Origin of the sequence: Devosia sp. 63-57, from assembly GCF_001899045.1 — a bacterium.
GTDB classification, from domain to species: Bacteria; Pseudomonadota; Alphaproteobacteria; order Rhizobiales; family Devosiaceae; genus Devosia; species Devosia equisanguinis.
On record NZ_MKUY01000005.1, the window covers coordinates 1,082,421 to 1,103,256 of the forward strand.

A 20,836-nucleotide genomic window follows, 5' to 3' on the forward strand; every position below is an offset into this window, starting at 1 on the left:
GTCAGGCAAAAGGCCTTGCTGTTGATGAGACGATGCCGGCCGCCCCGACCTTGGTCGCAGGCGAGACTTTTCGGCAGCGCACAGGCATGGCTGCCATGGGCCAAGATTTCAGCGAGATGAGGCGTCCCATCATCGAGATAGATGAAGAGGTGGGACCATGTTCGGGCCAACTTGCACACGAAACCCAGGACGCTGGAACAAGCTCGCAACGCCGCGCGTCATGATCGCACTGCTCGGCGCGATAGCAATGCCGGCTTTTGCCGACGAGCCGTTTGTGCGCGAGCTCGATGCCTATTGCGTCACTGCAGACGGCACCCGTACTGGCGTTGCTGCCAGCCAGGATGGCGCCACCAATATCTATGTCTGGCAGCCGGGTGCGGAACCGATAATCACACGCAGCGTCCATAGCCGCAGAACGGTGTCCCAATGGCATTGCCTGCTGGACGAAGCCAAGCTCGACGCCATGCCAACTTCAGAGGTGTCGGCACCGTACTGCGCCATCGAGCGCACCGAGCGGGGCCGATTGCACAGTGTCAGATGGGAACTAGGCGCAGGCCCCCAGTCACTGGCACCAATCTTCGGCGCCATCCCAGCTGCAAAGCTCTAGAAATAGGGAAATGGAGCGGGTGAAGGGAATCGAACCCTCGTCATCAGCTTGGGAAGCTGCTTCTCTACCATTGAGATACACCCGCAACGGCGCGATAGATGCGGCAAATTGGGCGGGGCGTCAAGCCGTTGTGATGACGCCTCAGCCGAAGGGCTTGAAGTGCTTGGAGAGCTTGAGCGTCTGCGCCTGATAGTTGGAGCCGAGATCGGTGCCATAGAGGCGGTCCGGTTTTTCGGCGAGCTCTTCATAGATCAGCCGGCCAATGATCTGCCCATGCCCGAGCAGGAACGGCACTTCGCGGCTGCGCACCTCAAGTACGGCGCGGCTGCCGGTACCACCGGCGGCGGAATGACCAAAGCCGGGGTCGAAAAAGCCCGCATAATGCACGCGGAACTCGCCGACCAGCGGGTCGAAAGGCACCATTTCGGCGGCATGGGTGGGCGGAACGTGCACGGCCTCGAGGCTGACGAGGATATAGAATTCATCGGGGTCGAGGATCAGCTCGCTGCGGCCGCGCGCATAAAGCGGCTCCCAGAAATCGAGCACGTCCAGCGCCGCCTTCTTGTCGACATCGATGACGGCGGTGTGGCGCTTTGAGCGGAAGCCGATGAGCCCATCGCGGCCCTGGCCCAGGAGGTCGATGGACAGCGCGACGCCGTGGTCGACCGGCTGGTCGCCACCGATCACCAGGGTGTCGCTGGCATGCAGCGCCTGGTGTTCGGCCACCGACAGGCGACTATCGCCGGTCCGGAAGCGCATCTGGCTGAGACGCGAGCCGGTACGGACCAGGATCGGGAAGGTGCGCGGGCTGATTTCGAGATAAAGCGGACCCGTGTAGCCGTGCGGCAATTGATCGAAGCCCCGCGCCCGATCGCCGATGACGCGGGTAAAGACATCGAGGCGACCGGTCGAGCTCTTGGGATTGGCCGAGGCGCTGACGCCCGCTGGCAGGGCGAGGCTTTCCTCTAGGGGAACGAGATAGACGCAGCCGCGCTCCAGCACGGCGCCCTTGGAAAGGTCGATTTCATGCAGCTTGAGCGCTTCGATGCGTTCGGCCACCGAATGGGAGGGGCCGGGCAAAAAGCTCGAGCGCACGCGGAAGGCGGTCTTGCCCAGTCGAAGGTCAAGGCTGGCGGGTTGCACCTGGTCGTGGTCGAACGGGCGCACCGAGCTTATGGCGCCCTCCTGATGCAGCTGTTCGATCATTCTTGCCGGAAAGACGCCCTTGGGCCAAGCCTGGCTCATGCAACTTACTCACGATGCTCGTCGGCTTTCCCTAGCAAACCATCACGATTGACGCCATGGCCCCTATGTCGTTAAATCCGTTCGTCCAGTGGTGATTTGGCCGGTCGCTTGCAGCCACTTAAAAGAAATAGCTAAAGACCGTTTGGGAACCGGCCGCCTTTCGCGTGCCGGTTTTTTGTTTTGAAAGCGTGACCCATGTCCAAGACCAACAATCCCCTGCACGACCCGCAAAAGCTCTCTCCGGCAACGCAGATGGTCCATGGCGGCGGCATGCGGACACCCTTCAACGAAACCAGCGAAGCGCTGTTCCTCAATTCCGGCTATACCTATCCCAGTTCCGAACATGCCGAACTCCTGTTCCAGAACAAGATTCCGGGCGGGCATAACTATTCGCGCTTTGCCAATCCCACCGTCGACATGTTCGAAGACCGCATGGCGCTGCTCGAAGGCGCCGAGGCCGGAAAGGCCTTTGCCTCCGGCATGGCGGCGGTAACCAATGCGGTCATGAGCCAGCTGCGGGCAGGAGACCACATCGTCGCGGCCCAGGCGCTGTTTGGCGGCTGTCGTTATGTGGTGGAAGATTATGCGCCGCGCTTCGGCGTGCAATCGACGCTGGTCGATGGCCGGGACCCTGAGAATTTCGCGCGCGCCATGCGCCCCAACACCAAGGTAGTCTTCATCGAGACGCCGACCAATCCGACGCTGGGGCTGGTCGATATCAGGGCGGTGGCCGAGATCGCCCATGCGCATGGCGCCAAGCTCATCGTCGACAATGTCTTTTCCACCGCGCTCTATCAGAAGCCGCTGGAGCTCGGCGCCGATCTCGTTACCTATTCGGCGACCAAGCATATCGACGGGCAGGGCAGGGTGCTTGGCGGCATCGTTCTGGGCTCCAAGGAACTGATCGAAGGCGATGTGCACACCTTCCTGCGCCAGACGGGCGCGACGCTCAGTGCCTTCAATGCCTGGGTGCTGCTCAAGGGGCTGGAAAGCTATGCCCTGCGCGTCGAACGCATGACCGACAGCGCGGAAAAGGTGGCGGCGGCGCTGGCCGGCCATCCCAAGGTGGAGCGGGTCATCTATCCGCACCACCCCTCCCATCCGCAATATGAATTGGCCAAGCGGCAGATGAAGCGGGGGTCGACCCTGCTCGCCATTGACGTCAAGAACGGGCAGCAGGGCGCTTTTACGCTCTCCGATAACCTGGCGGTGATCCTGATTTCCAACAATCTGGGCGATGCCAAATCGCTGATCACCCATCCGCGCACCACCACCCATGCGCGGCTCAGCGAGGAGGTGCGTTTGGAAACCGGCGTCACCCCGGGCCTGTTGCGGCTCTCGGTGGGCCTCGAAGATCCGGACGATCTGATCGCCGATCTGATGTATGGCCTGGATCAGGTCTGATGAAAGGCGTGGCCACCAAGGTGCATGCAATGCGCTGGCCGTCACCCTCGGGCTTGACCCGAGGGCTTTTCACTTTGCTTGCTCTCGCTAAGAACAGTCCGCTCGGGTCAGGCCCGAGGGTGACGCGCGGCGAAAGCGTCAAGCGTTTTGCCAAGTGGTGGCGAGCGCTTGCAGCTACGGCCACGGCACTCCTCCTCGCCGCGCCCGCCTTCGCGCAGCCCATTCCCTATCATGCCGATCCCGATGCCCGGGAAATCCTGCCCAATCTGCAGCCGGTTCCCGCGATCCGCTTCCTGACCACCACGGATTTCCCCCCCTTCAACTTCAGCGATGCCAGCGGGGAGCTTGTCGGCTTCAATGTCGATCTGGCGCGGCGCATCTGTGTCGAAGTCAATGTGGCCTGTACGCTCCAGGCCTGGCCCTGGGACCAGGCCGCCAACGCTTTGTCCGACCGGCAGGGCGATGCGTTGATTGCGGGGCTCGCGATTACCCCGGAAAATGGTGCGCTGTTCGACTTCTCGTCCACCTATCTGGCGCTGCCGGGGCGTTTCGTTACGCGGGCGGTGGATATTCCGAGTTTTTCGGCCACCGCTCTGGCCAACAAGACCGTGGCGGTGCGCGCCGGCAGTGCCCATGCCCAGTTCATGGCGAAATATCTGCCACAGGCGGAGGTGACGACATTTGCCAGTGAAATCGAGGCTCTGGATGCGGTTCGCACTGGCCGCGTCGATGCCTTTTTCGGCGATGCCATGCGGGCGGCTTTCTGGCTCAATGATAATGTCGCCTGCTGCGGTTTTGCCGGAGACCCCTATTTCCGGCCCGACCTGTTCGGGGAGGGTCTGACCATCGCCGTGCCGGCGGGCAATGACGCCATCCGTCATGCCATCGATTGGGCGCTGGTGCGCCTCAAGAACAATGGCACGCTCGACGAGCTTTACCTGCGGTGGTTCCCGGTGGGGTTCTACTAGGCCGGAAGCTTGCGATGCCGGGCGCGGGCAGCCACTTCGATGGCGGCGGTGGTGAGGCGGTCTAGGCTCAGCCGATCGCGCAGCATTTCGAGGAAACGCAGTTCTTCCTGCTCGAGGAAGAGATCGACCGCCGTGACCTCAACAGCGAGGGCATAGGCGGTGTCCTGCAGCTTGACGGGAATTGCGGCGACGGCGTCGTCCAGCACCAGGTCCAGCCCGTCCAGACCATTGAGCTTGTCGGCGCAGCGATTGGCGACCTCTTCCAGCCGGCTCTTGTCAAAGCCTTCGAACACCGGCAAGCGGCCGATCAGGGCTTCGATGCGGGTCAATTCCTTCTCGGTGATGGCGCTGTCGGATGTGGCGGCAACGATCATGATGTCGATCAGGGCGTCTTGTGCGGCAGAGGTCATCGGTCGGTCCGGTTTGCGAGCGCTATCTATGAGAACTAGGCGCTGACCGCCGCTGGCGCAACCACCTGCGACATTGACGCCGCACATCAGAACGTGCACTTACCCGTGCTCATCTTTCCCTTCCGTCCCGAAAGGCTGCTCTGCCAGTGTCTTCTGCCGCTTTGCCCGCCCTTGATCCGTCGTTTTTCGAGCCCGCGCAGACCGCGCGCGCCTGGCCATTCGAGGAAGCGCGCAAGATCGTCAAACGGCTGGAGAAGTCGGGCAAGGGTGAGGCCCTGTTCGAAACCGGCTATGGCCCATCGGGTCTGCCCCATATCGGCACCTTCGGCGAAGTCGCCCGGACCACCATGGTGCGCACGGCCTTTCGCCTGCTGACACGCGACCAGATCCCGACCCGGCTTCTGTGCTTTTCCGACGATCTCGACGGCATGCGCAAGATCCCCGACACCGTTCCTTCCAAGGAGGCGATGGAGCCGCATCTGCAAAAGCCGCTGACCGCGGTGCCCGACCCCTGGACCAATGAATATCCGAGCTTCGGCGCCCACAACAATGCCATGCTCCGCCGCTTCCTCGATACGTTCGGGTTCGACTACGAATTCGCCAGCGCCACCGAGTATTATCGCTCCGGCAAGTTCGACACCGTGCTCCGCCGCGCCGCCGAGCGCTATGACGACATCATGGGCGTCATGCTGCCCACGCTGGGCGCCGAGCGTCAGGCTACCTATTCGCCCTTCCTGCCGATTTCTCCGATTTCGGGCCGGGTCCTCTACGTGCCGATGAAGGAAGTCAACGCCAAGGACGGCACGGTGACCTTCACCGACGAAGATGGCCGCGATACCACCGTTCCGGTCACCGGCGGCCATGTGAAGCTGCAGTGGAAGCCGGATTTCGGCATGCGGTGGGCTGCACTCGGCGTCGATTTCGAAATGTTCGGCAAGGACCACCAGACCAACCAGAATATTTACGACCGCATTTGCGCCATCCTCGGCGGCACCCCGCCCGCGCATTACGTCTATGAGCTGTTCCTCGACAGCGAAGGCCAGAAGATTTCGAAGTCCAAGGGCAATGGCCTGACGATCGATGAATGGCTGACCTATGCGCCGACCGAAAGCCTGGGGCTCTACATGTTCCAGAAGCCGCGCGTCGCCAAGCGCCTGCATTTCGATGTCATCCCGCGCGCGGTGGACGAGTATTTCGCGCATGTGGCTGCCTATGAAAAGCAGGATGCGGCCGCGCGCCTCGAGAACCCGGCTTTCCACGTTCACTACGGCAATGTGCCCAAGGTGGACATGCCGGTCACCTTCGCGCTGCTGCTCAATCTTGCCACAGCATCCAACCCGGAAACGCCCGAGGTCATGTGGGGCTATATCTCCGCCTATGCGCCAGGCATTTCTGCCAAGACCCATCCGCATCTCGATGCGCTGGTCGGCTACGCCATGCGCTATTTCCGCGACTTCGTGAAGAAGACCTATCGCGCCCCCGACGATGTCGAACGCGCTGCGCTCGAGGGGCTGTCGGCCGCCTTCGCCAGACTGCCTGCCGATGCCGATAACGAAACCATCCAAGCTGCTGCGCTGGATGTGGCGCGTGAGATCGAGCGTTATCAGGACCACACCAAGAAGAGCCCGACGGGCGGCCCTGGCGTCTCCGGCGAGTTCTTCCAGATGCTGTATCAGGTCCTGATCGGCCAGGAGCGCGGTCCGCGCTTCGGCTCCTTCGCCGCGCTTTACGGCATTGACAATACCCGCCGCCTGATCGCCGATGCGCTGGCGGGCAAGATGCTGGCCAAATGAGTGAAGAAGCGCATCGCGGGCACTGCCTCTGCGGCGCAGTACGCTTCGAAGTCTCCGGCACCATGCCGGAGGCATCCGCCTGCCATTGTTCGATCTGTCGACGCACCACCGGGCACTACGAAGCCGGCGTCGATGTCGGCAGGGACCAGCTGACGATCAGCGGCGAAGAGGCGGTGCGCTGGTATCGCTCCTCGCCCGAGGTTCGCCGCGGCTTCTGCGGCACCTGCGGATCGCCGCTGTTCTTCGATCGTGACGGTGCCGACTGGATCGGCATCAATCTCGGCGCCTTCGACACGCCCACCGGTACCCGTCTCGCCCAGCATATTTTCGTCGGCGACAAAGGCGACTATTACGAGATCGCCGACGGTCTGCCGCAATACCGGACTGTGCCCGGTGCGGATTAGCGCTCGTCCTCGAATACGAGGATGTCGCCAGGTTGGCAGTTGAGGTAGCGACACACCGCCTCGAGCGTGTCGAAGCGGATACCCTTGACCTTGCCCTGCTTGAGCAGACTGAGATTGGCTTCAGTGATGCCGATATATTCGGCGAGGTCTTTCGACTTCACATTCTGCTGCGCCAGGACCACGGCCAAGTTTACCTTGATCCCCATCTTTAGATGAACTGCCGATTTTCTTCGGCGATGGCAGCAGCCTTTTCCAGGGCCCAGGCGAGCGCAGCTATGGTGCCGGCGAACAAAGCCAATAACATGGTGTTGCTGTCCAATTGTATGGATACCTGCTTGTGGCCGGGTGCGGCTGTCCAGGTAAGGACCAGGCTCATCGCCGTCTGGCCGATTGCCTGGGCAAGCGCAGCGATAAGGCCGCCCAGGGCGAAATCGCGCAGGCCGGCAATCCCTTCGGAAGCAAATGGGCGTCCGGCGGCAAAGCTCACAAGGCAAGTCCGTAGCCGCGCCATGCCCCAGGCCAGCGGAAGAACCGACAACAAGGCCACCAGCGCCGCCGCCAGTCTTTGCGGCAGGGTGATATCAGGCAGCAATTCCGGTCCTAGCGCCGTCATCTTGCGCACCGAATCCGGATCAATCAGCAGCCAGTAGCAAACTGTGGTGATCGGCAGCAGAGCCGCCAGCGCTACGGCGGCCACACCCAGTCCATTGAACAGCAGCGCCATGCGCGGTTCCACTGGCACCTGGCCGGTTTCCTGAAATGCCGGATATGTCATCTGCTGAGTCTCGCCTTTATCGATGCTGCACTTATAGTGGCGCAAAAATTATCGTTTGACAATAAGAAAATTTTGAATGAGGTGTAGAAATTATCGCAAAACAATAAGGAATGTTCAATGCGTATCGGAACTGCTCTAGCCCTTTCCGCCCTGATGGTCTTGCCCGTTCATGCGGCGCCGACCACCAGCACCGGACGCATTTCGGTGACCCAGGTCATGGAAATGGTCGACCTGGCCCGCACCGACGCCAAGGCTCGCAACACCATCATCGCCTATCTCGCCGGCATTGGCGAAACCGCGGGACTGATGGTGTCTGAGGCGGTGGCGCGTGGCGCCCGGCCCGTCAACTGCACCAAAAGCTTCAATCTCTCGGAAGATGTGGCGGTGGCCGCACTCAAGGCGGGAGCGCCGGATGGCGCCAACTGGAACGAAACCCCTGCGACGCCGCTAATCCTGGCCGATCTGTTCGCCCGCGCGGGGTGCAACTAGCTCCATATTAGCCTTGCGGTGGCGCATCGGTGCCGCCGCGAGGCTAGGCCAGCGTCTTCCTGAAAAACACCACGCGTTGCGTTTCGACAAAACCGAGCGCTGTGTGCATGGCGTGGCTGGACGTGTTGGCGATACCCGCGTCGGAAGCGAATTCGGTGCATCCCTGGTCGCGCCCCCAGGCCGCCACCGCGTCGACCAGCCGTCGCGCTACGCCTTGGCCGCGTGCGTCCGGATGGACGAAAATGCCTTCGAGGAAAAGCACCGGCGAGGTCTTGCAGCCATTGACATAGTCGTGCCGCAGCGCCGCCTCTGCAAAACCAAGGGCTCGCCCGTCCTGGTCGCGCGCGATCAGGTTGATGGTAGTGCCAGCATCGACCAGAAGCTCTGCGATTTCGGCGGCGTGCTCGCCATTGGCACCGCTCGGCCAAAGCGCGGATCGCATGGCACACCAGTCCGCTTCGTCGCTTTTTTGCGCGGGCGCGATCCTCACTGGCTGGCCCAGATGATGCGCGCCACCCATTCCACATCGGCCAGATCGAGCACACGCGGTTCATAGGCGGGATTGATCGAATGCAATTCCATCTGCCGGGCGGTCTGGCGGTGGAGGATTTTCGCCATCACTTCACCCTCTCGCGTTCTGACCACCACACGGTCGCCGCGGCGCACCTGCTCGGTGGGGGAGACAACGATGCGATCGCCCTCACGATAGAGCGGCTCCATGCTGTCGCCGGTTACCTCAAGCGCATAGATGCCATTATCCGCCGGCGTCGGCAGCACGATTTCGTCCCAGCCCTGACCGACCGGAAAACCGGCGCTGTCGAAGAAACCACCGGCCCCGGCCTGGGCAAGCCCCAAAAGCGGCACCGTCCGCTGCGCCGGCTCGGCAAAGCCCGAGGTTTGCATATAGGCGCCGGTGCCGGACAGAAAGGTGTCAAAACCTTCCCCGGTCGCTTCCAAAATCTTGGCGATGCTTTCGGTGGACGGCCAGCGCTCCCGACCGTCCTTGCTGACGCGTTTGGACACGTTGAACGCCGTAGCGTCGAGGCCAGCCAGCCGCGCTAACGCCGAAACCGAATGGCCGTGCCGACGCGCCATGGCGTCGATGCCGTCCCAAATGGCCCTATGTGACAACATGAAAGGATCCCCGAAAGGAAATGAGTCTCGAACAAGGAATGATGTCCTACCGTATTCATCCCCATGGATCTTGTAAAGCTATCCTTTACCTTTGGCTCTGCGCTTATCCGGTTGTCTTTCCGGGCAAAGCCGATCAAAACCGCTGCGCGTATTCCCGTTCACCCACAGGGCCGCCCGATGTCGACAGCCTCCACCCAGCCGGAATTCATCTACAAGATCGCCACTGCCAGCGCTTATGCGCCGGCGCGCCAGTCCGGCAGTTTCTCCGGCATGCCCATCGATGCGACGGATGGCTACATGCACTTTTCGACGGCGGCACAACTGGCAGAGACACTGCGCCTGCATTTTAAGGGGCAGTCGGACCTGGTGCTTCTGGCGGTGCGTATCGCTGATCTGGGCACTGGTCTGGTCTGGGAGCCCTCGCGCGGCGGGCAGATGTTTCCCCATCTCTATGGTGGTCCGCTCAAGCTGAGCAGCATTGCCTGGGAGCGACCCATCAGCGTCTCGGCGGACGGGGATTGTGTACTGCCGGAGGACGTAAAGTGATCTTTTCGGCCCTCTCTCCGCTGCTGCGTCTACCGGGCCTGCAGACCCTGACCCGCGATACCCTGCTGCGCATGGATGCCGAAACCGCCCATGGCGCGACCATCGCTGCGCTGCGCCTGGGGCTGGCGCCCCAGCAGGAGCACCAGGATCCGCCTGAGCTGGCAACCCAGCTTTGCGGGCTCGACCTGGCCAACCCCGTGGGTATGGCAGCCGGCTTCGACAAGAATGCCGAAGTCCCCCGCCAACTGGCCTTGATGGGTTTCGGCATGACCGAAATCGGCACGGTGACGCCGCGCCCGCAATCGGGCAATGACAAGCCGCGCCTGTTCCGCATTCCTGCGGCCGAAGGCGTCATCAATCGCATGGGCTTTAACAATGAGGGCCATGATGCCGCTTTCGAGCGGCTCAAGGGGCTGCGCGTTCCTGCGGCCCTTGGTGTCAATATCGGAGCCAACAAGGACAGCGACGACTTCGTCGCCGACTATGTGCTTGGTGTCAGCCGCTTTGCCGATCTCGCCGACTATCTCACCGTCAATGTCTCATCGCCCAATACGCCGGGCCTGAGAAACCTCCAGGCCGATGAAGCGCTGCGCCGACTGCTGGGCGAAGTCCTTTCGGCCCGCGCCAAGGCGAAAACCCGCGTTCCCGTCCTGCTCAAGATCGCGCCTGATCTCGACGAAGCCGGCATGGACGCCATCGCCCGCGTGATCCTTGCTACCGACCTCGATGGACTTATTGTCTCCAACACCACCATCGGCCGCGATGCGGTGGCTGGGATGGAGAATGCCGGAGAAACTGGCGGGCTCTCGGGCAAGCCGCTTTTTGCACTCTCAACCCAGCGCCTGGCGCAGATGCGTCAGCGCGTCGGCGCCCTGCCGCTGATCGGGGTTGGGGGCATCCACTCGCCGCAGACCGCGCTGGCCAAATTCGAGGCCGGCGCCAACGCCATCCAGCTCTATTCGGCCCTGGTGTTCGGTGGGCTCGACCTGCTGGATCGGATCAAACGGGGCCTGGTATCGGGCGTGCGTGCCGCCGGCAAGACCAATATTTCCGAATTGGTCGGCACCAAGGTCGAAGAGTGGGCATCAGGCCGGGTCGAATAAACCGGCCGTCTTGCGCTCCAGCGCCCAGAAATAGATGAGGCCGCGCGCCACGAACCAGCAATGGAGCGCGCCCCACAATCCCCAATTGCCGAAAGCGGGTTGTAGCACCGCAGCGACAGCGAGGAACACCACCAGCGAGGCGATCATGCCATTGCGCATGACGACGTTCTGCGTCGTGCCGATGAGGATGCCGTCATAGACAAACGCCGGCATGAAGGTGAAGGCGCAGAGCGCCGCGATGGGCAGATAGGCCAAGGCGTAGCTGCGCACCTCCTCATTGGTGGTCATGAAGCCGATGATCCACGGTCCGGACACGTACCAGACCAGGCCTAGACCCAGCGCAATCACCAGGCCCCACAGCATGGAGAGCCGATAGGCCCGATCGAATGCGGAGCGCCAATTTGCCCCGACGGCCTTCCCCGTCAGCTGCTCGGCCGCCTGGGCAATGCCGTCGAGGAAATAGCCTACGACCATCAACAGGTTGAGCAGCACTGCATTGGCTGCCAATGGCACCTCGCCCATGCGCGAGCCCTGGGCGGCGAACCAGGCATAGGCGCCCATCAGCGCCATGGAGCGGATCATCAAGTCGCGGCTGAGCCCGAACATGCGGCGGATCGCTGTGGCATCGCGCAATTCGCCCGGCGCGATCCGGGCCATGATGGCGCCAACGCCACCATAATGGCGTGCTACGAGCGAGAGGCCGACCCCAGCCGCCACCGCTTGACCGATCACCGTGCCAAAGGCTGCACCCGGTACGCCCCAGCCCAGACCGTGCACGAACCAGATGGAGAGCGTGATGTCGAACAGATGCAGCAGCAATTGCAGCATCATGCCGGTTTTGGCGGCCGCCCGGCCATAGAACCAGCCGAGCAGGGCATAGTTGATCAGCGAAAATGGCGCCGACCAGATGCGCCAGTAGAAATAGTCGGATAGCGCGGTTTCGACGCGGGCCTCAGGCGCGAGCAAATGCACCGCCAGCCATAGGGTGGGGATTGCCAGGGCGATCATCAGCAGCCCGATGCCGACCCCAAGGATCAACGCACGGCTGAGATGCAGGAGCCCGTCGCGCGGGTCACGGGCGCCCACGGACTGCGCCACGAGGCCGGCAGTGCCGATACGCAGGAAAAACGCCAGCGAAAACAAGACGTCGAATACCAAAGCGCCCAGCACCAGCCCGCCGAGCATGCCGGCATCGCCCAATCTGCCGATGACGGTAATATCGACCAGCCCCACCATGGGTTCGGTGATGAAGGCGATGGAGGCGGGGAGGGCGATTTTCCAGATGTCAGCGGAGCGGACATCAAAGGGATGCTGTGGACGGGAGGACATCGGGAGACTCGGACGGACAATCGGAGACAGCTTTGCCCTGTCACGCGGCAAGTCTCAATCTCCTCATGTCATGCAGCACGTGCCATTCGTGTGACAGTACGGCTTCGATGCGGCGCTTAGCGCTCGACGTCCATTTCGAAGATCACGTCGGCCCGGTCGCGTGAGGTTTCAACCAGATCGTAATTGGGCAAATCATTGCGCTCGATATGGGCGCGGTTACGTTCCTCGGTGAAAAGCCCTTCCTCGCCGTGGCGCTTCAGCAGCCGCGCCTGAACGATGTCCCGCGGCACATGCACGAACACCGCATAGTCGAGCAGAGCCTTGACGCCGGCCCAGGGCCCTTCGGTCAGCAACAGGTAATTGCCTTCGACCACCAGTACTCGCACATCAGCCGGCACGGTAAAGGCATCATCGACCGTATCTTCGATCTTGCGGCTATAACCCGGGCCGCTGACCGGGCTATTGGCATGCTTGAGCTGATGCAGGAAGCTGACAAAGGCCGCCCCCTCGAAGGTGTGCGGCGCGCCCTTGCGGTCCGTAGCGCCCATGGCCTCGATCTTGGCATGCTTCATGTGGAAGCCGTCCATGGGCACCAGTGCCGCGCTGCCGGGGCGCACGGCATTGAGCATGGTCACCAGCTCCGCCGCCAGCGTCGACTTGCCCGTGCCCGGGCCGCCTGCCATGCCGATAGCGATGCGGCGCCCATCAGCCTGACTTTCCATTTCGAGAATATACGGCACAAGTCGCGCCAAAGCCGCCTGCGGCGTCAGGCGAATGGTCTGTGCAGTCATTTCAGCGGGCCTTCGTCAGACGCATGATCAGCCAGATCGGCACGACGACGGCAGCGCCGGTCAGGATATAGCCGCCCATGCCGCGGAACATGCCGAACCCATCGCGCAAAGCGTCGCGGAACACTCTTATGCCGGTGCGAACCAGATCGCCGACATTGAGGTCGAAGAACGACATGATGAAGCCGACGACAAGGGAAAGCAGGAGCAGCCTGATGATCACGGCCACCGGGCTGCCGCCCATAAAGCGCACCAGCGGGGAACGCTGTTCGGGGCGATAGTCTTCTGTCATCGGTCCACTCCATTTGGCAGGCGCAAGCCCATCATATAGGTTTGTTGGTGATTTGTATTAGGTGCTCCTTGGCAAGTTTATCGCCATCCCTTTCAGCCCGACCGAGTGCGCAAGCGCGCTTTCGGTGTGCCGCAGGCCACCGTCTGGACGAGACCAAGGCGCATCGGGAAGTGCCCGGCATGACGTCACCTGTTGTCGGCCGAGACGGGTAAGGGCAAGCATGTCTCAAGCGCCAACCCTCCCGCCCATCATCGCCGACTGGTTTGCCTCTCGAGGCTGGGCGCCGCGCGAACACCAATTGGCCGTGCTCGGCTCCTACCAATGCGGCGCCAATCAGCTTCTCATCGCCCCCACCGGCGCCGGAAAAACCTTGGCTGGCTTCCTGCCCACACTGGCTGATCTCGTCGATGGTGACTTCGAGGGCCTGCACACCCTCTACATTTCGCCGCTCAAGGCGCTGGCGGTTGACGTGCAGCGCAATCTTTCGACCCCCATTGCCGAAATGGGCCTGCCGATCCGGGTCGAGGCGCGCACCGGTGATACCTCTGCCGCCAAGCGGGCGCGCCAGCGCGTCAAGCCACCGCAGATCCTGCTAACCACGCCCGAGCAACTGGCGCTGCTCATTTCCCACCCGCATGCGGAACTGATGTTCGGGACGCTGCGCCGTGTCGTGCTGGACGAGCTCCATGCCCTGGTGACCAGCAAGCGTGGCGACCTTCTGGCGCTGGGAATAGCGCGGCTGGCCAAGCTGGCGCCGGATATGCGCATCACCGCGCTTTCCGCCACCGTTGCTCGCCCCGATCTCCTGCGCGACTGGATCGCTCAGCCCCTGCCGCAGCGGCAGACAGAATTGCTGCGCATGATCGGCGGCGCCCCGCCGGAATTGGCCATTCTCCAAACCGAGGAGCGGCTGCCCTGGGCCGGGCATTCGGCCAATTACGCGCATCGCGAACTCTACGAGGTGATCAAGCGGCACAAGACGACACTGCTTTTCGTCAATACCCGCAGCCAGGCGGAAATGCTGTTCCAGGGCCTTTGGGACATCAATGAGGACATGCTGCCCATTGCCCTCCATCATGGCTCGCTTTCGGTCGAACAGCGGCGAAAGGTCGAGGCGGCCATGGCGGCCGGTAGACTCAAGGCCGTGGTCTGCACCTCGACGCTCGATCTGGGCATCGACTGGGGCGATGTCGATCTCGTGGTGCAGGTGGGGGCGCCCAAGGGCTCCTCGCGCATGTTGCAGCGCATCGGCCGCGCCAATCATAGGCTCGATGATCCATCCCAAGCGCTGTTGGTGCCGTCCAACCGCTTCGAGGTGCTGGAATGCGAGGCCGCTGTGGAGGCGGTGGCCGAAGGCCACCAGGATAGCGAAGACCCTCTGCCCGGCGGTTATGACGTCCTGGCTCAGCACGTGCTCGGCATGGCTTGCGCCGACGCTTTTTCCGCCGACGATCTCTATGCCGAAGTCACCCATGCCTGGCCCTATCGTGACCTGCCGCGCAGCCAGTTCGACCGGGTGCTCGATTTCGTCGCTACTGGTGGCTATGCCCTGCGCGCTTATGAGCGCTATGCGCGGCTCAAGCAAACGTCCGACGGCACCTGGCGCATTGCCAATCCGCAGGTGGCCCAGCAATACCGGCTCAATATCGGCACAATCATCGAAGAGCCGATGGTGCGGGTACGCCTTGTACGCAGCAAGGAGCAGAAGACAGGACGCACCACCGGTCCTATCGGGGCAGGGGGGCGCGTGCTTGGGGAAATGGAAGAGTATTTCTTCGGCACGCTGTCCTTGGGTGATACCTTCATGTTCGGCGGCGAGATCGTCGCTTTCGAAGGCATGAAGGATAACGAGGCCTTCGTGTCGCGGGCCTTTTCGAAAGACCCCAAGATTCCGTCCTATATGGGCGGCAAATTCCCGCTCTCCACCTATCTGGCCGAGCGGGTGCGCCGCATCATGGACAGCCCCGGCGAGTGGCCCAAACTGCCTGATCAGGTCTCCGACTGGCTGCGCCTGCAGCAGCAGATTTCCGTGTTGCCCAAACGCGACAGCCTTCTGGTCGAAACCTTTCCGCGTGGCACGCAGAACTATCTCGTTTGCTATCCCTTCGAGGGTCGGTTGGCGCATCAGACGCTGGGCATGCTGCTGACCCGACGCCTCGAGCGCATGCGAGCGCGGCCGCTGGGGTTCGTCGCCTCCGAATATGCCTTGGCGGTCTGGGGGCTGGGCGATCTATCGGCTCTGATCCGCACCGGGCGGCTTTCGCTCGATGAGCTGTTTTCCGAGGATATGCTGGGCGATGACCTCGAGGCCTGGCTCGATGAATCGGCGCTGATGAAACGCACCTTCCGCAACTGCGCCATTATTGCCGGCCTCATTGAACGGCGTCACCCCGGCAAGGAGAAGACCGGGCGGCAGATCACCATGAGTTCGGACCTGATCTATGACGTGCTCTACCAGCACGAGCCTGACCATATTCTGATCCAGGCCACGAGGCGCGACGCTGCGCGTGGTCTGCTCGATATCGAGCGACTGGGCCAGATGCTGGCGCGCGTGCGCTCACATATCGTCCATAAACCCCTGGCGCAGATTTCACCGCTGGCCGTGCCGGTAATGCTCGATATCGGCAAGGAACCGATTTTTGGCGAGGGACGAGAATCCGCGATGGAAGACGCCGCCGAGGAATTGCTGCGCGAATCCCTCGGCACGCGCGCGTGAGACAGTCTCTTCCTAAGCGCGCAACTGCTTCCTGATCGCCTCAGCCGCCCGCAGGCTGAGTGCAGCGATGGTGAGCGTGGGGTTGGCGGTGGCCGATGTCGGAAACACGGACGAGCCGGCGATGAACAGATTGTCGTGGTCGTGGGCACGCAGTTCAGCGTCGACAACCGACTTGGCCGGGTCATTGCCCATGCGGCAGGTGCCGATAATGTGCCCTGAGCCGTTGAATGCCTCGGCGTGGTGCACTTCGCTGGTGCCAAGCGCGGCGAAGATGTCGTCATGTGCGGCAGCCGCAGCCTCGAGGCCTGCCTGCACATAGGTGTCGACGGAATAGTGGATCTGCGGCAGCGGGACGCCGTATCGGTCCTTCTCGCTTGGATGCAAGGTGATGCGGTTTTCCGGGTCGGGCAATTGCTCCACCAGCGCCGCCAGTCGGACATGGCGCGACGTGTCGTGACGCAGGCGCGCATCGAGTTCGCTGCCGCGCAATCCCTCGGCAGCGAGTTTGGCCGCTGTGCTGAGCGGCGCTCCGGTAGGCCAGCTGTGCCCGTCATTGCCAATCTCGATGCGAAACGCTCCCCGGTCGGCGCGGAAGGCTCCGGTGCTCAGGTTCTCAATGCCCGAGGTCGACAGCGGGCCGCGATAGGGCCAGACCGGGTCGGTGGTCACTGCCCAGCTGAGCTGGCTGGGGTGATCCATCAGATTGCGTCCCACCTGGTCCGAGCTGTTGGCCACACCCTGCGGGGCATGCTCACCAGCCGAGGCCAGCAACAGGCGCGGTGTCTCCATGGCATGGGCGGCCAGCACATAGAGCCTGCCCGCGGCCGTGCCGGTCGTGCCATCGCGGCGGCAAAACTGGATGCTACTGACCCGACCGTCAGCGCCGATTTCCACGCGGGTCACCGTGATCGCCGCGTGCAGTTCGGCGCCCTTGCTCACGGCGCGGTCGACGTGCACGGTGGCATCATATTTGGCCTGCACCGGGCAGACGGGAATGCAGCTGCCGCTGCCACAGCAGCCGGGTCGATCGTCACGGTCGATGGAGTTGCGCGCCTGCGGCGTGGGGGTGACGATATACTCGGTTCCCGCCAGCCTTTCGGCAAACACCTTGTCGAGATAGGTCTGCGGAATGGGAGGCATCGGAAAGCCGGCCGAGCGATGGGCAGTCGGCGGCGAGCCCTCAGTGCCCGAAACGCCAAGCTCTTCCTCGGCGCGGACATAGTAGGGTTCGAGATCGTCGTAACTCAGGGGCCAGTCCTCACCCCGGCCATGCAGGCTCTTGAGTTCAAAATCCTCGGGCGACATGCGGATGGCGGTACCCAGCCAATGCCAGGTCGTGCCGCCCACCACCTTCACATAGGTGCTCTTGAATTTATCCGGACCGGTCTGGCGATAGTAATAGTCGGGATTCCAGGCCAGCGGATGGTCGACATCCGGCCCCACAGGATAGGCAGATTCAGGGGTCTTGATGGCGGCGGCGTGGAATGTGTCCACCGCTTCGGCTCGGTCGACCGGATCACCCGCTTCCAGAATTGCAACGCTGACGCCCGCTGCGGCCAGCTGGTCGGCAATCAAGGCGCCGGCGACACCGGACCCTACGATGATAACATCCGCCATAATGTCGGCCATGGCTCAAGCCTCCCCTTCGGGCGCATCGGCCCAATAGCCCGTTTCCCCGCCGCACCAGCCCATGGGCTTGGTATAGTCGAGTGCCTCCCACATCAGCGCATCGGTATAGGTGACGACGGTGTCGTCCGCGGCAAGGCCGGTGTACCACTGGCCAATGATGCGGCTTTCGAGCGTGCTGTCGCTGCCACCTTTCGCGAGTGCGGCGAGGTCGGCCCCAAGTCCCTCGTCCAGCAGGTGTTGGAGATAATCGGCACCATACTGATCCGATGGGCTTGCGCCGCCGCCCAGCAGGCGCTCGGACAAGGCCATGAAGTCATCCAGGCTCACCTCTTCGGCAGCGAACCCGCCCTGTGCCATGACGAGACCGAGGGCGGTGCCACTGCCCCAGGCCAGAACTTGCCGCCGCGTGAGGCTGCCGGCGCGATGATGGCGTATCATGCTGTCGTCTCCCTTTTGGCCAAGGCTATGCGCTTGTCCGCCTCGAATTGGTAAAGATGATTGCGGCAATGCGCACCTCGTTTGAGAACATAAGGCGAATCTGCTAGATGCGGGAAAGGCTCGGGGCCACAGTGATTTGCGCAGGCGCGGTTGAACTACTCCTATTCCATAGCCGAACAGACGGAGACCGCCTTGCTGCGCTTTGCCGGGCAGAACTTTGAGCCGCTGCCCTCGGGCGGGCTGTTCTGGCACGCCCAATCCACTCTCCTTGTCGCCGACCTTCATTTCGAGAAAATGGCCAGCTTTGCCCGCCGCGGGCAGATGCTGCCGCCCTATGATACCGGCATGACCCTGAGCCGGCTCGAGGCCGACATGCGACGCACTGGCGCCCGACGCCTGGTGTCGCTGGGAGACACGTTCCATCGCGCCGATTCCAGCGCCTTGTTGACCCAGGCCGACCGGCTGCGGCTTGATACGCTGGTAGAGACCGCCGAGTGCATCTGGCTGTCGGGCAATCATGATCCGGCGCCGCACGCCATCGGCGGCACCTGCCTGCCGGAGCTGACGCTTTCCGGCCTCACCTTCGTGCACGAGCCGCGCAAGGGCCAGACGGGAGTCATTTCAGGCCATCTGCACCCCGCCGCGCGTATCGCCGTTGAGGGACGCTCGACGCGAAAGCCATGCTTCGTACATGACAACAGGCTGATGATCCTGCCCGCTTACGGCGCTTCGACCGGGGCAATCAACATCATGTCGCATCCCTTTGTCGGGCTCTTTCACTGGCCGGCGCTTGAAGTGACCATGCTGGGTCGAGACCGCACCTATCCGGTGCCGATCAAGCGCCTGGTACCGGGATAAGCGCAGGTCTCAGCGCTTGAAGATGACGCCACCGAGCCAGCCGGTAAACAGCGCAAGCGCCACGCAGGCGAGGCCGTAAAGCAACGGAAACTGCGTCGCCGATTGCGCGAGGAAACGCTCGAAGCCGATCTTGCGCACGGCAAAGCCCTCCGACTTGCGGGCAATGATCTCGCCATTCTTGAACACATAGGTCTGGGCGATATAGGGCCCGGGCGGCGCATTGCTGGGCAGGGTCAGCTGGGCGGAATAGAAGGTGTCGGACAGAAAGTTCACGCCGCTTTCCTGCACGCCGAAGAGCTGTTCCTGCGTCATCAGGCGAATGAGCTCGCGACCGAAGGTCAGGGTTTTGACCAGTCCGGATGCGTTCGGCGCCATGGCGTAGGATTCGGGCAGGATCAGATTGTCAGTCAGCGTGGTGAGCGTCGTGATATCGCCCAGGCGGGTGCTGGAAAGAACGTGGAAATAGCTTGGAAACCGGCGGAACGTCACCTGGTCGGTGTTGAGCCAGATGCCAAAATTGTGGGTCTTTTCGCGCGCCACCCTGTCCTGTGTCGGTCCGAGAATGACCACGACCACATGAAACGGGCCTTCGACGTAACGCTGTTCGGCTCCCGCGTCGGGCGCGATATTGCCGAAAAACGTCATGCGCTCGCCATCGAAGCTGGAGGTGATTTCGACGGTTTCGTTGGACAGCGTCGAGACGAGCCGCGCCGCGGTGGCGGGCAAGCTGAGACAAAGGCCGAAAAGCAGGACCAGCAGCGCTCTCATCGCGCCCCTCCGATCACCGCCATGCTGAACACATCGCTTGGCGTCAGCGTCAGCGACAGGCCGAAGCGAATAGCGACGGCCAGAACCAGCAGCGCCAAGAGTCCGCGCAATTGCTCGCCGCGCAGATGCTTGCCGGCAGCGGCGCCGAACTGCGCGCCGGCCGTGCCCCCCACCATCAGGCAGAAGGCGAGCAGAATATCGACGCTCTGGCTCTGCACGGCATGAAGCACGGTGGTTACCGCCATCATCGCCACGACTTGGGCCAGCGAGGTGCCAATCACCACATTGCCCGGTACGCGCAGCAGATAGACCAGTGCCGGCACCATGATGAAGCCGCCGCCAATGCCCAGCAATGCGCCGACAAAGCCGATGAAGACGCCGATAACCAATACCGGCAGCACGCTGATATAGAGCCGGCTCTTCTTGAAACGCACGCGCCATGGCAGGCCATGGATCCAGCTGTGCTGGTTGGGCAGGCGCTCGCGCACGACGATGCCCTTGCGCTGCTTGATCAGCGAGCGCACCGATTCCTGCAGCATCAGCACGCCGACGAAGCCGAGCAGGATGAGGAAGCCCAGAGAAATGAACAGGTCGAGCTGGCCGGCACTGCTCAAGAGCGAGAAGGCGGCTACGCCCCCGAAGGCTCCCAGAATACTGGACAGGATCAGATACATTGCCAGATGCAGGTCGATGCCGCCGCGTCGATAATGGCTCAGCGCACCCGAGGAGGAGGCCGCCACCACCTGGCCGGTCACCGAGGCGACGGCCACCGAAGTCGGCACACCCGAAAAGATCAGCAGTGGGGTTAACAGGAATCCGCCACCGACGCCAAACAGGCCCGACAGGAAGCCGACCGCCCCTCCAATCCCCACGAGAAAGAAGAGGTTCACGGAAAGCTCGGCGATTGGCAGATAGATCTGCAAACCCTTGGGTCCCGTCAAAATGCGTTACGGAGGCCATCTTAGGAGATGGTCCGTCAACAAGAGGTCAAGGCCCCGGCGAATATAAGAAAAATGACCCGAACCGAGGTTCGGGTCACGGTCGGCTCATGTTAGATCGGTTCGTATGGACACCGCAACCGTCCGGGCGCTTAAAACGCGTCGAAACAAGGATTTAACGTATTTCTGTCGCCATTGCCGA

23 protein-coding genes, 1 tRNA gene and 1 riboswitch are annotated in these 20,836 nt (G+C 62.5%); of the genes, 10 read left to right on the top strand and 14 right to left on the bottom strand.

Features of this window, described 5'->3' with window-relative positions; all coding sequences use genetic code 11:
• Positions 1-157 precede the first annotated feature (157 nt).
• Positions 158-607, top strand: coding sequence for a hypothetical protein (locus tag BGO80_RS13460; RefSeq protein WP_286721883.1), 450 nt, complete (start codon positions 158-160; stop codon positions 605-607).
• A gap of 11 nt (positions 608-618) precedes the next feature.
• Here the strand turns inward: BGO80_RS13460 and BGO80_RS13465 are convergent.
• Positions 619-692 (bottom strand) — tRNA-Gly (locus BGO80_RS13465).
• A gap of 56 nt (positions 693-748) precedes the next feature.
• Positions 749-1,852 carry a 2'-deoxycytidine 5'-triphosphate deaminase gene (locus BGO80_RS13470; RefSeq protein WP_286721884.1) on the bottom strand — a complete coding sequence of 368 codons (1,104 nt, stop codon included), beginning with the start codon at positions 1,850-1,852 and terminating at the stop codon, positions 749-751.
• 78 nt (positions 1,853-1,930) lie between these two features.
• Positions 1,931-2,006, top strand: a riboswitch (SAM riboswitch).
• Between the two features lie 41 nt (positions 2,007-2,047).
• Here BGO80_RS13470 and metZ point away from each other — a divergent pair.
• Together metZ and BGO80_RS13480 are read left to right on the top strand one after the other, a co-directional pair.
• Positions 2,048-3,256: an O-succinylhomoserine sulfhydrylase gene (metZ, locus tag BGO80_RS13475; protein ID WP_286721885.1), complete on the top strand. Its 1,209-nt coding sequence runs from the start codon at positions 2,048-2,050 to the stop codon at positions 3,254-3,256.
• Positions 3,257-3,375: 119 nt separating this feature from the next.
• Positions 3,376-4,224: a transporter substrate-binding domain-containing protein gene (locus BGO80_RS13480; protein ID WP_286721886.1), complete on the top strand. Its 849-nt coding sequence runs from the start codon at positions 3,376-3,378 to the stop codon at positions 4,222-4,224.
• On the opposite strand, the gene BGO80_RS13485 is transcribed toward BGO80_RS13480, so the two are convergent.
• Complete coding sequence (locus BGO80_RS13485) at positions 4,221-4,634, bottom strand: tellurite resistance TerB family protein (protein ID WP_126149135.1); 414 nt, start codon at positions 4,632-4,634, stop codon at positions 4,221-4,223. The genes BGO80_RS13480 and BGO80_RS13485 overlap by 4 nt on opposite strands.
• A 146-nt stretch (positions 4,635-4,780) precedes the next feature.
• Between BGO80_RS13485 and BGO80_RS13490 the strand changes: the two genes are divergently transcribed.
• Positions 4,781-6,427: a lysine--tRNA ligase gene (locus BGO80_RS13490; RefSeq protein WP_286721887.1), complete on the top strand. Its 1,647-nt coding sequence runs from the start codon at positions 4,781-4,783 to the stop codon at positions 6,425-6,427.
• The gene (locus BGO80_RS13495; protein WP_286721888.1) at positions 6,424-6,831 is read left to right on the top strand and encodes a GFA family protein; all 408 of its coding nucleotides are present in this window, start codon (positions 6,424-6,426) and stop codon (positions 6,829-6,831) included. Before BGO80_RS13490 ends, BGO80_RS13495 begins: the two co-directional genes overlap by 4 nt.
• Here BGO80_RS13495 and BGO80_RS13500 read toward each other — a convergent pair.
• Entirely contained in the window at positions 6,828-7,037 is a 210-nt protein-coding gene (locus tag BGO80_RS13500; protein ID WP_126149138.1) for a helix-turn-helix domain-containing protein, read from the bottom strand. The genes BGO80_RS13495 and BGO80_RS13500 overlap by 4 nt on opposite strands.
• 2 nt (positions 7,038-7,039) lie before the next feature.
• Positions 7,040-7,606 (bottom strand): hypothetical protein, encoded by a 567-nt coding sequence (locus tag BGO80_RS13505; protein WP_286721889.1) that lies wholly within the window; start codon positions 7,604-7,606, stop codon positions 7,040-7,042.
• Between the two features lie 117 nt (positions 7,607-7,723).
• Here BGO80_RS13505 and BGO80_RS13510 point away from each other — a divergent pair, with 117 nt between their 5' ends.
• Positions 7,724-8,095: a chlorophyllide reductase gene (locus BGO80_RS13510; RefSeq protein ID WP_286721890.1), complete on the top strand. Its 372-nt coding sequence runs from the start codon at positions 7,724-7,726 to the stop codon at positions 8,093-8,095.
• 43 nt (positions 8,096-8,138) lie between these two features.
• On the opposite strand, the gene aac(6') is transcribed toward BGO80_RS13510, so the two are convergent.
• Together aac(6') and BGO80_RS13520 are read right to left on the bottom strand one after the other, a co-directional pair.
• The gene (aac(6'), locus tag BGO80_RS13515; protein WP_353744208.1) at positions 8,139-8,615 is read right to left on the bottom strand and encodes an aminoglycoside 6'-N-acetyltransferase; all 477 of its coding nucleotides are present in this window, start codon (positions 8,613-8,615) and stop codon (positions 8,139-8,141) included.
• On the bottom strand, positions 8,582-9,229 hold the full coding sequence (locus BGO80_RS13520; protein WP_126149142.1) for a S24 family peptidase: 648 nt from the start codon (positions 9,227-9,229) through the stop codon (positions 8,582-8,584). Before BGO80_RS13520 ends, aac(6') begins: the two co-directional genes overlap by 34 nt.
• Before the next feature lie 177 nt (positions 9,230-9,406).
• Here BGO80_RS13520 and BGO80_RS13525 point away from each other — a divergent pair, with 177 nt between their 5' ends.
• Both BGO80_RS13525 and BGO80_RS13530 read left to right on the top strand, forming a co-directional pair.
• On the top strand, positions 9,407-9,775 hold the full coding sequence (locus tag BGO80_RS13525) for a DUF952 domain-containing protein (RefSeq protein ID WP_126149143.1): 369 nt from the start codon (positions 9,407-9,409) through the stop codon (positions 9,773-9,775).
• A gap of 38 nt (positions 9,776-9,813) precedes the next feature.
• A complete protein-coding gene (locus tag BGO80_RS13530; protein WP_286723039.1) occupies positions 9,814-10,878 on the top strand; it encodes a quinone-dependent dihydroorotate dehydrogenase in 1,065 nt (354 codons plus the stop codon).
• On the opposite strand, the gene BGO80_RS13535 is transcribed toward BGO80_RS13530, so the two are convergent.
• The 3 genes from BGO80_RS13535 to BGO80_RS13545 all read right to left on the bottom strand — a co-directional run bounded on the left by BGO80_RS13535 (position 10,861) and on the right by BGO80_RS13545 (position 13,287).
• On the bottom strand, positions 10,861-12,207 hold the full coding sequence (locus BGO80_RS13535) for an MATE family efflux transporter (RefSeq protein WP_126149144.1): 1,347 nt from the start codon (positions 12,205-12,207) through the stop codon (positions 10,861-10,863). The two genes, BGO80_RS13530 and BGO80_RS13535, sit on opposite strands and share 18 nt — an antisense overlap.
• 116 nt (positions 12,208-12,323) lie before the next feature.
• Positions 12,324-12,998 carry a nucleoside/nucleotide kinase family protein gene (locus tag BGO80_RS13540; protein WP_286721892.1) on the bottom strand — a complete coding sequence of 225 codons (675 nt, stop codon included), beginning with the start codon at positions 12,996-12,998 and terminating at the stop codon, positions 12,324-12,326.
• A 1-nt stretch (position 12,999) separates the two neighbouring features.
• Positions 13,000-13,287: a DUF6460 domain-containing protein gene (locus BGO80_RS13545; protein ID WP_286721893.1), complete on the bottom strand. Its 288-nt coding sequence runs from the start codon at positions 13,285-13,287 to the stop codon at positions 13,000-13,002.
• A gap of 220 nt (positions 13,288-13,507) precedes the next feature.
• Between BGO80_RS13545 and BGO80_RS13550 the strand changes: the two genes are divergently transcribed.
• Complete coding sequence (locus BGO80_RS13550; protein ID WP_286721894.1) at positions 13,508-16,003, top strand: ligase-associated DNA damage response DEXH box helicase; 2,496 nt, start codon at positions 13,508-13,510, stop codon at positions 16,001-16,003.
• A 12-nt stretch (positions 16,004-16,015) separates the two neighbouring features.
• On the opposite strand, the gene BGO80_RS13555 is transcribed toward BGO80_RS13550, so the two are convergent.
• Both BGO80_RS13555 and BGO80_RS13560 read right to left on the bottom strand, forming a co-directional pair.
• Positions 16,016-17,632, bottom strand: a complete 1,617-nt coding sequence (locus BGO80_RS13555; RefSeq protein ID WP_286721895.1) for a GMC family oxidoreductase — start codon at positions 17,630-17,632, stop codon at positions 16,016-16,018.
• A 3-nt stretch (positions 17,633-17,635) separates the two neighbouring features.
• Positions 17,636-18,070 (bottom strand): sugar dehydrogenase complex small subunit, encoded by a 435-nt coding sequence (locus BGO80_RS13560; protein WP_286721896.1) that lies wholly within the window; start codon positions 18,068-18,070, stop codon positions 17,636-17,638.
• Positions 18,071-18,220: 150 nt separating this feature from the next.
• Here BGO80_RS13560 and pdeM point away from each other — a divergent pair, with 150 nt between their 5' ends.
• The gene (pdeM, locus tag BGO80_RS13565; RefSeq protein WP_286721897.1) at positions 18,221-18,928 is read left to right on the top strand and encodes a ligase-associated DNA damage response endonuclease PdeM; all 708 of its coding nucleotides are present in this window, start codon (positions 18,221-18,223) and stop codon (positions 18,926-18,928) included.
• A gap of 9 nt (positions 18,929-18,937) precedes the next feature.
• Here pdeM and BGO80_RS13570 read toward each other — a convergent pair whose 3' ends face one another.
• Together BGO80_RS13570 and BGO80_RS13575 are read right to left on the bottom strand one after the other, a co-directional pair.
• Positions 18,938-19,696: a TIGR02186 family protein gene (locus tag BGO80_RS13570; protein WP_286721898.1), complete on the bottom strand. Its 759-nt coding sequence runs from the start codon at positions 19,694-19,696 to the stop codon at positions 18,938-18,940.
• Positions 19,693-20,619 (bottom strand): sulfite exporter TauE/SafE family protein, encoded by a 927-nt coding sequence (locus BGO80_RS13575; RefSeq protein ID WP_126149152.1) that lies wholly within the window; start codon positions 20,617-20,619, stop codon positions 19,693-19,695. Before BGO80_RS13575 ends, BGO80_RS13570 begins: the two co-directional genes overlap by 4 nt.
• Positions 20,620-20,836 lie beyond the last annotated feature (217 nt).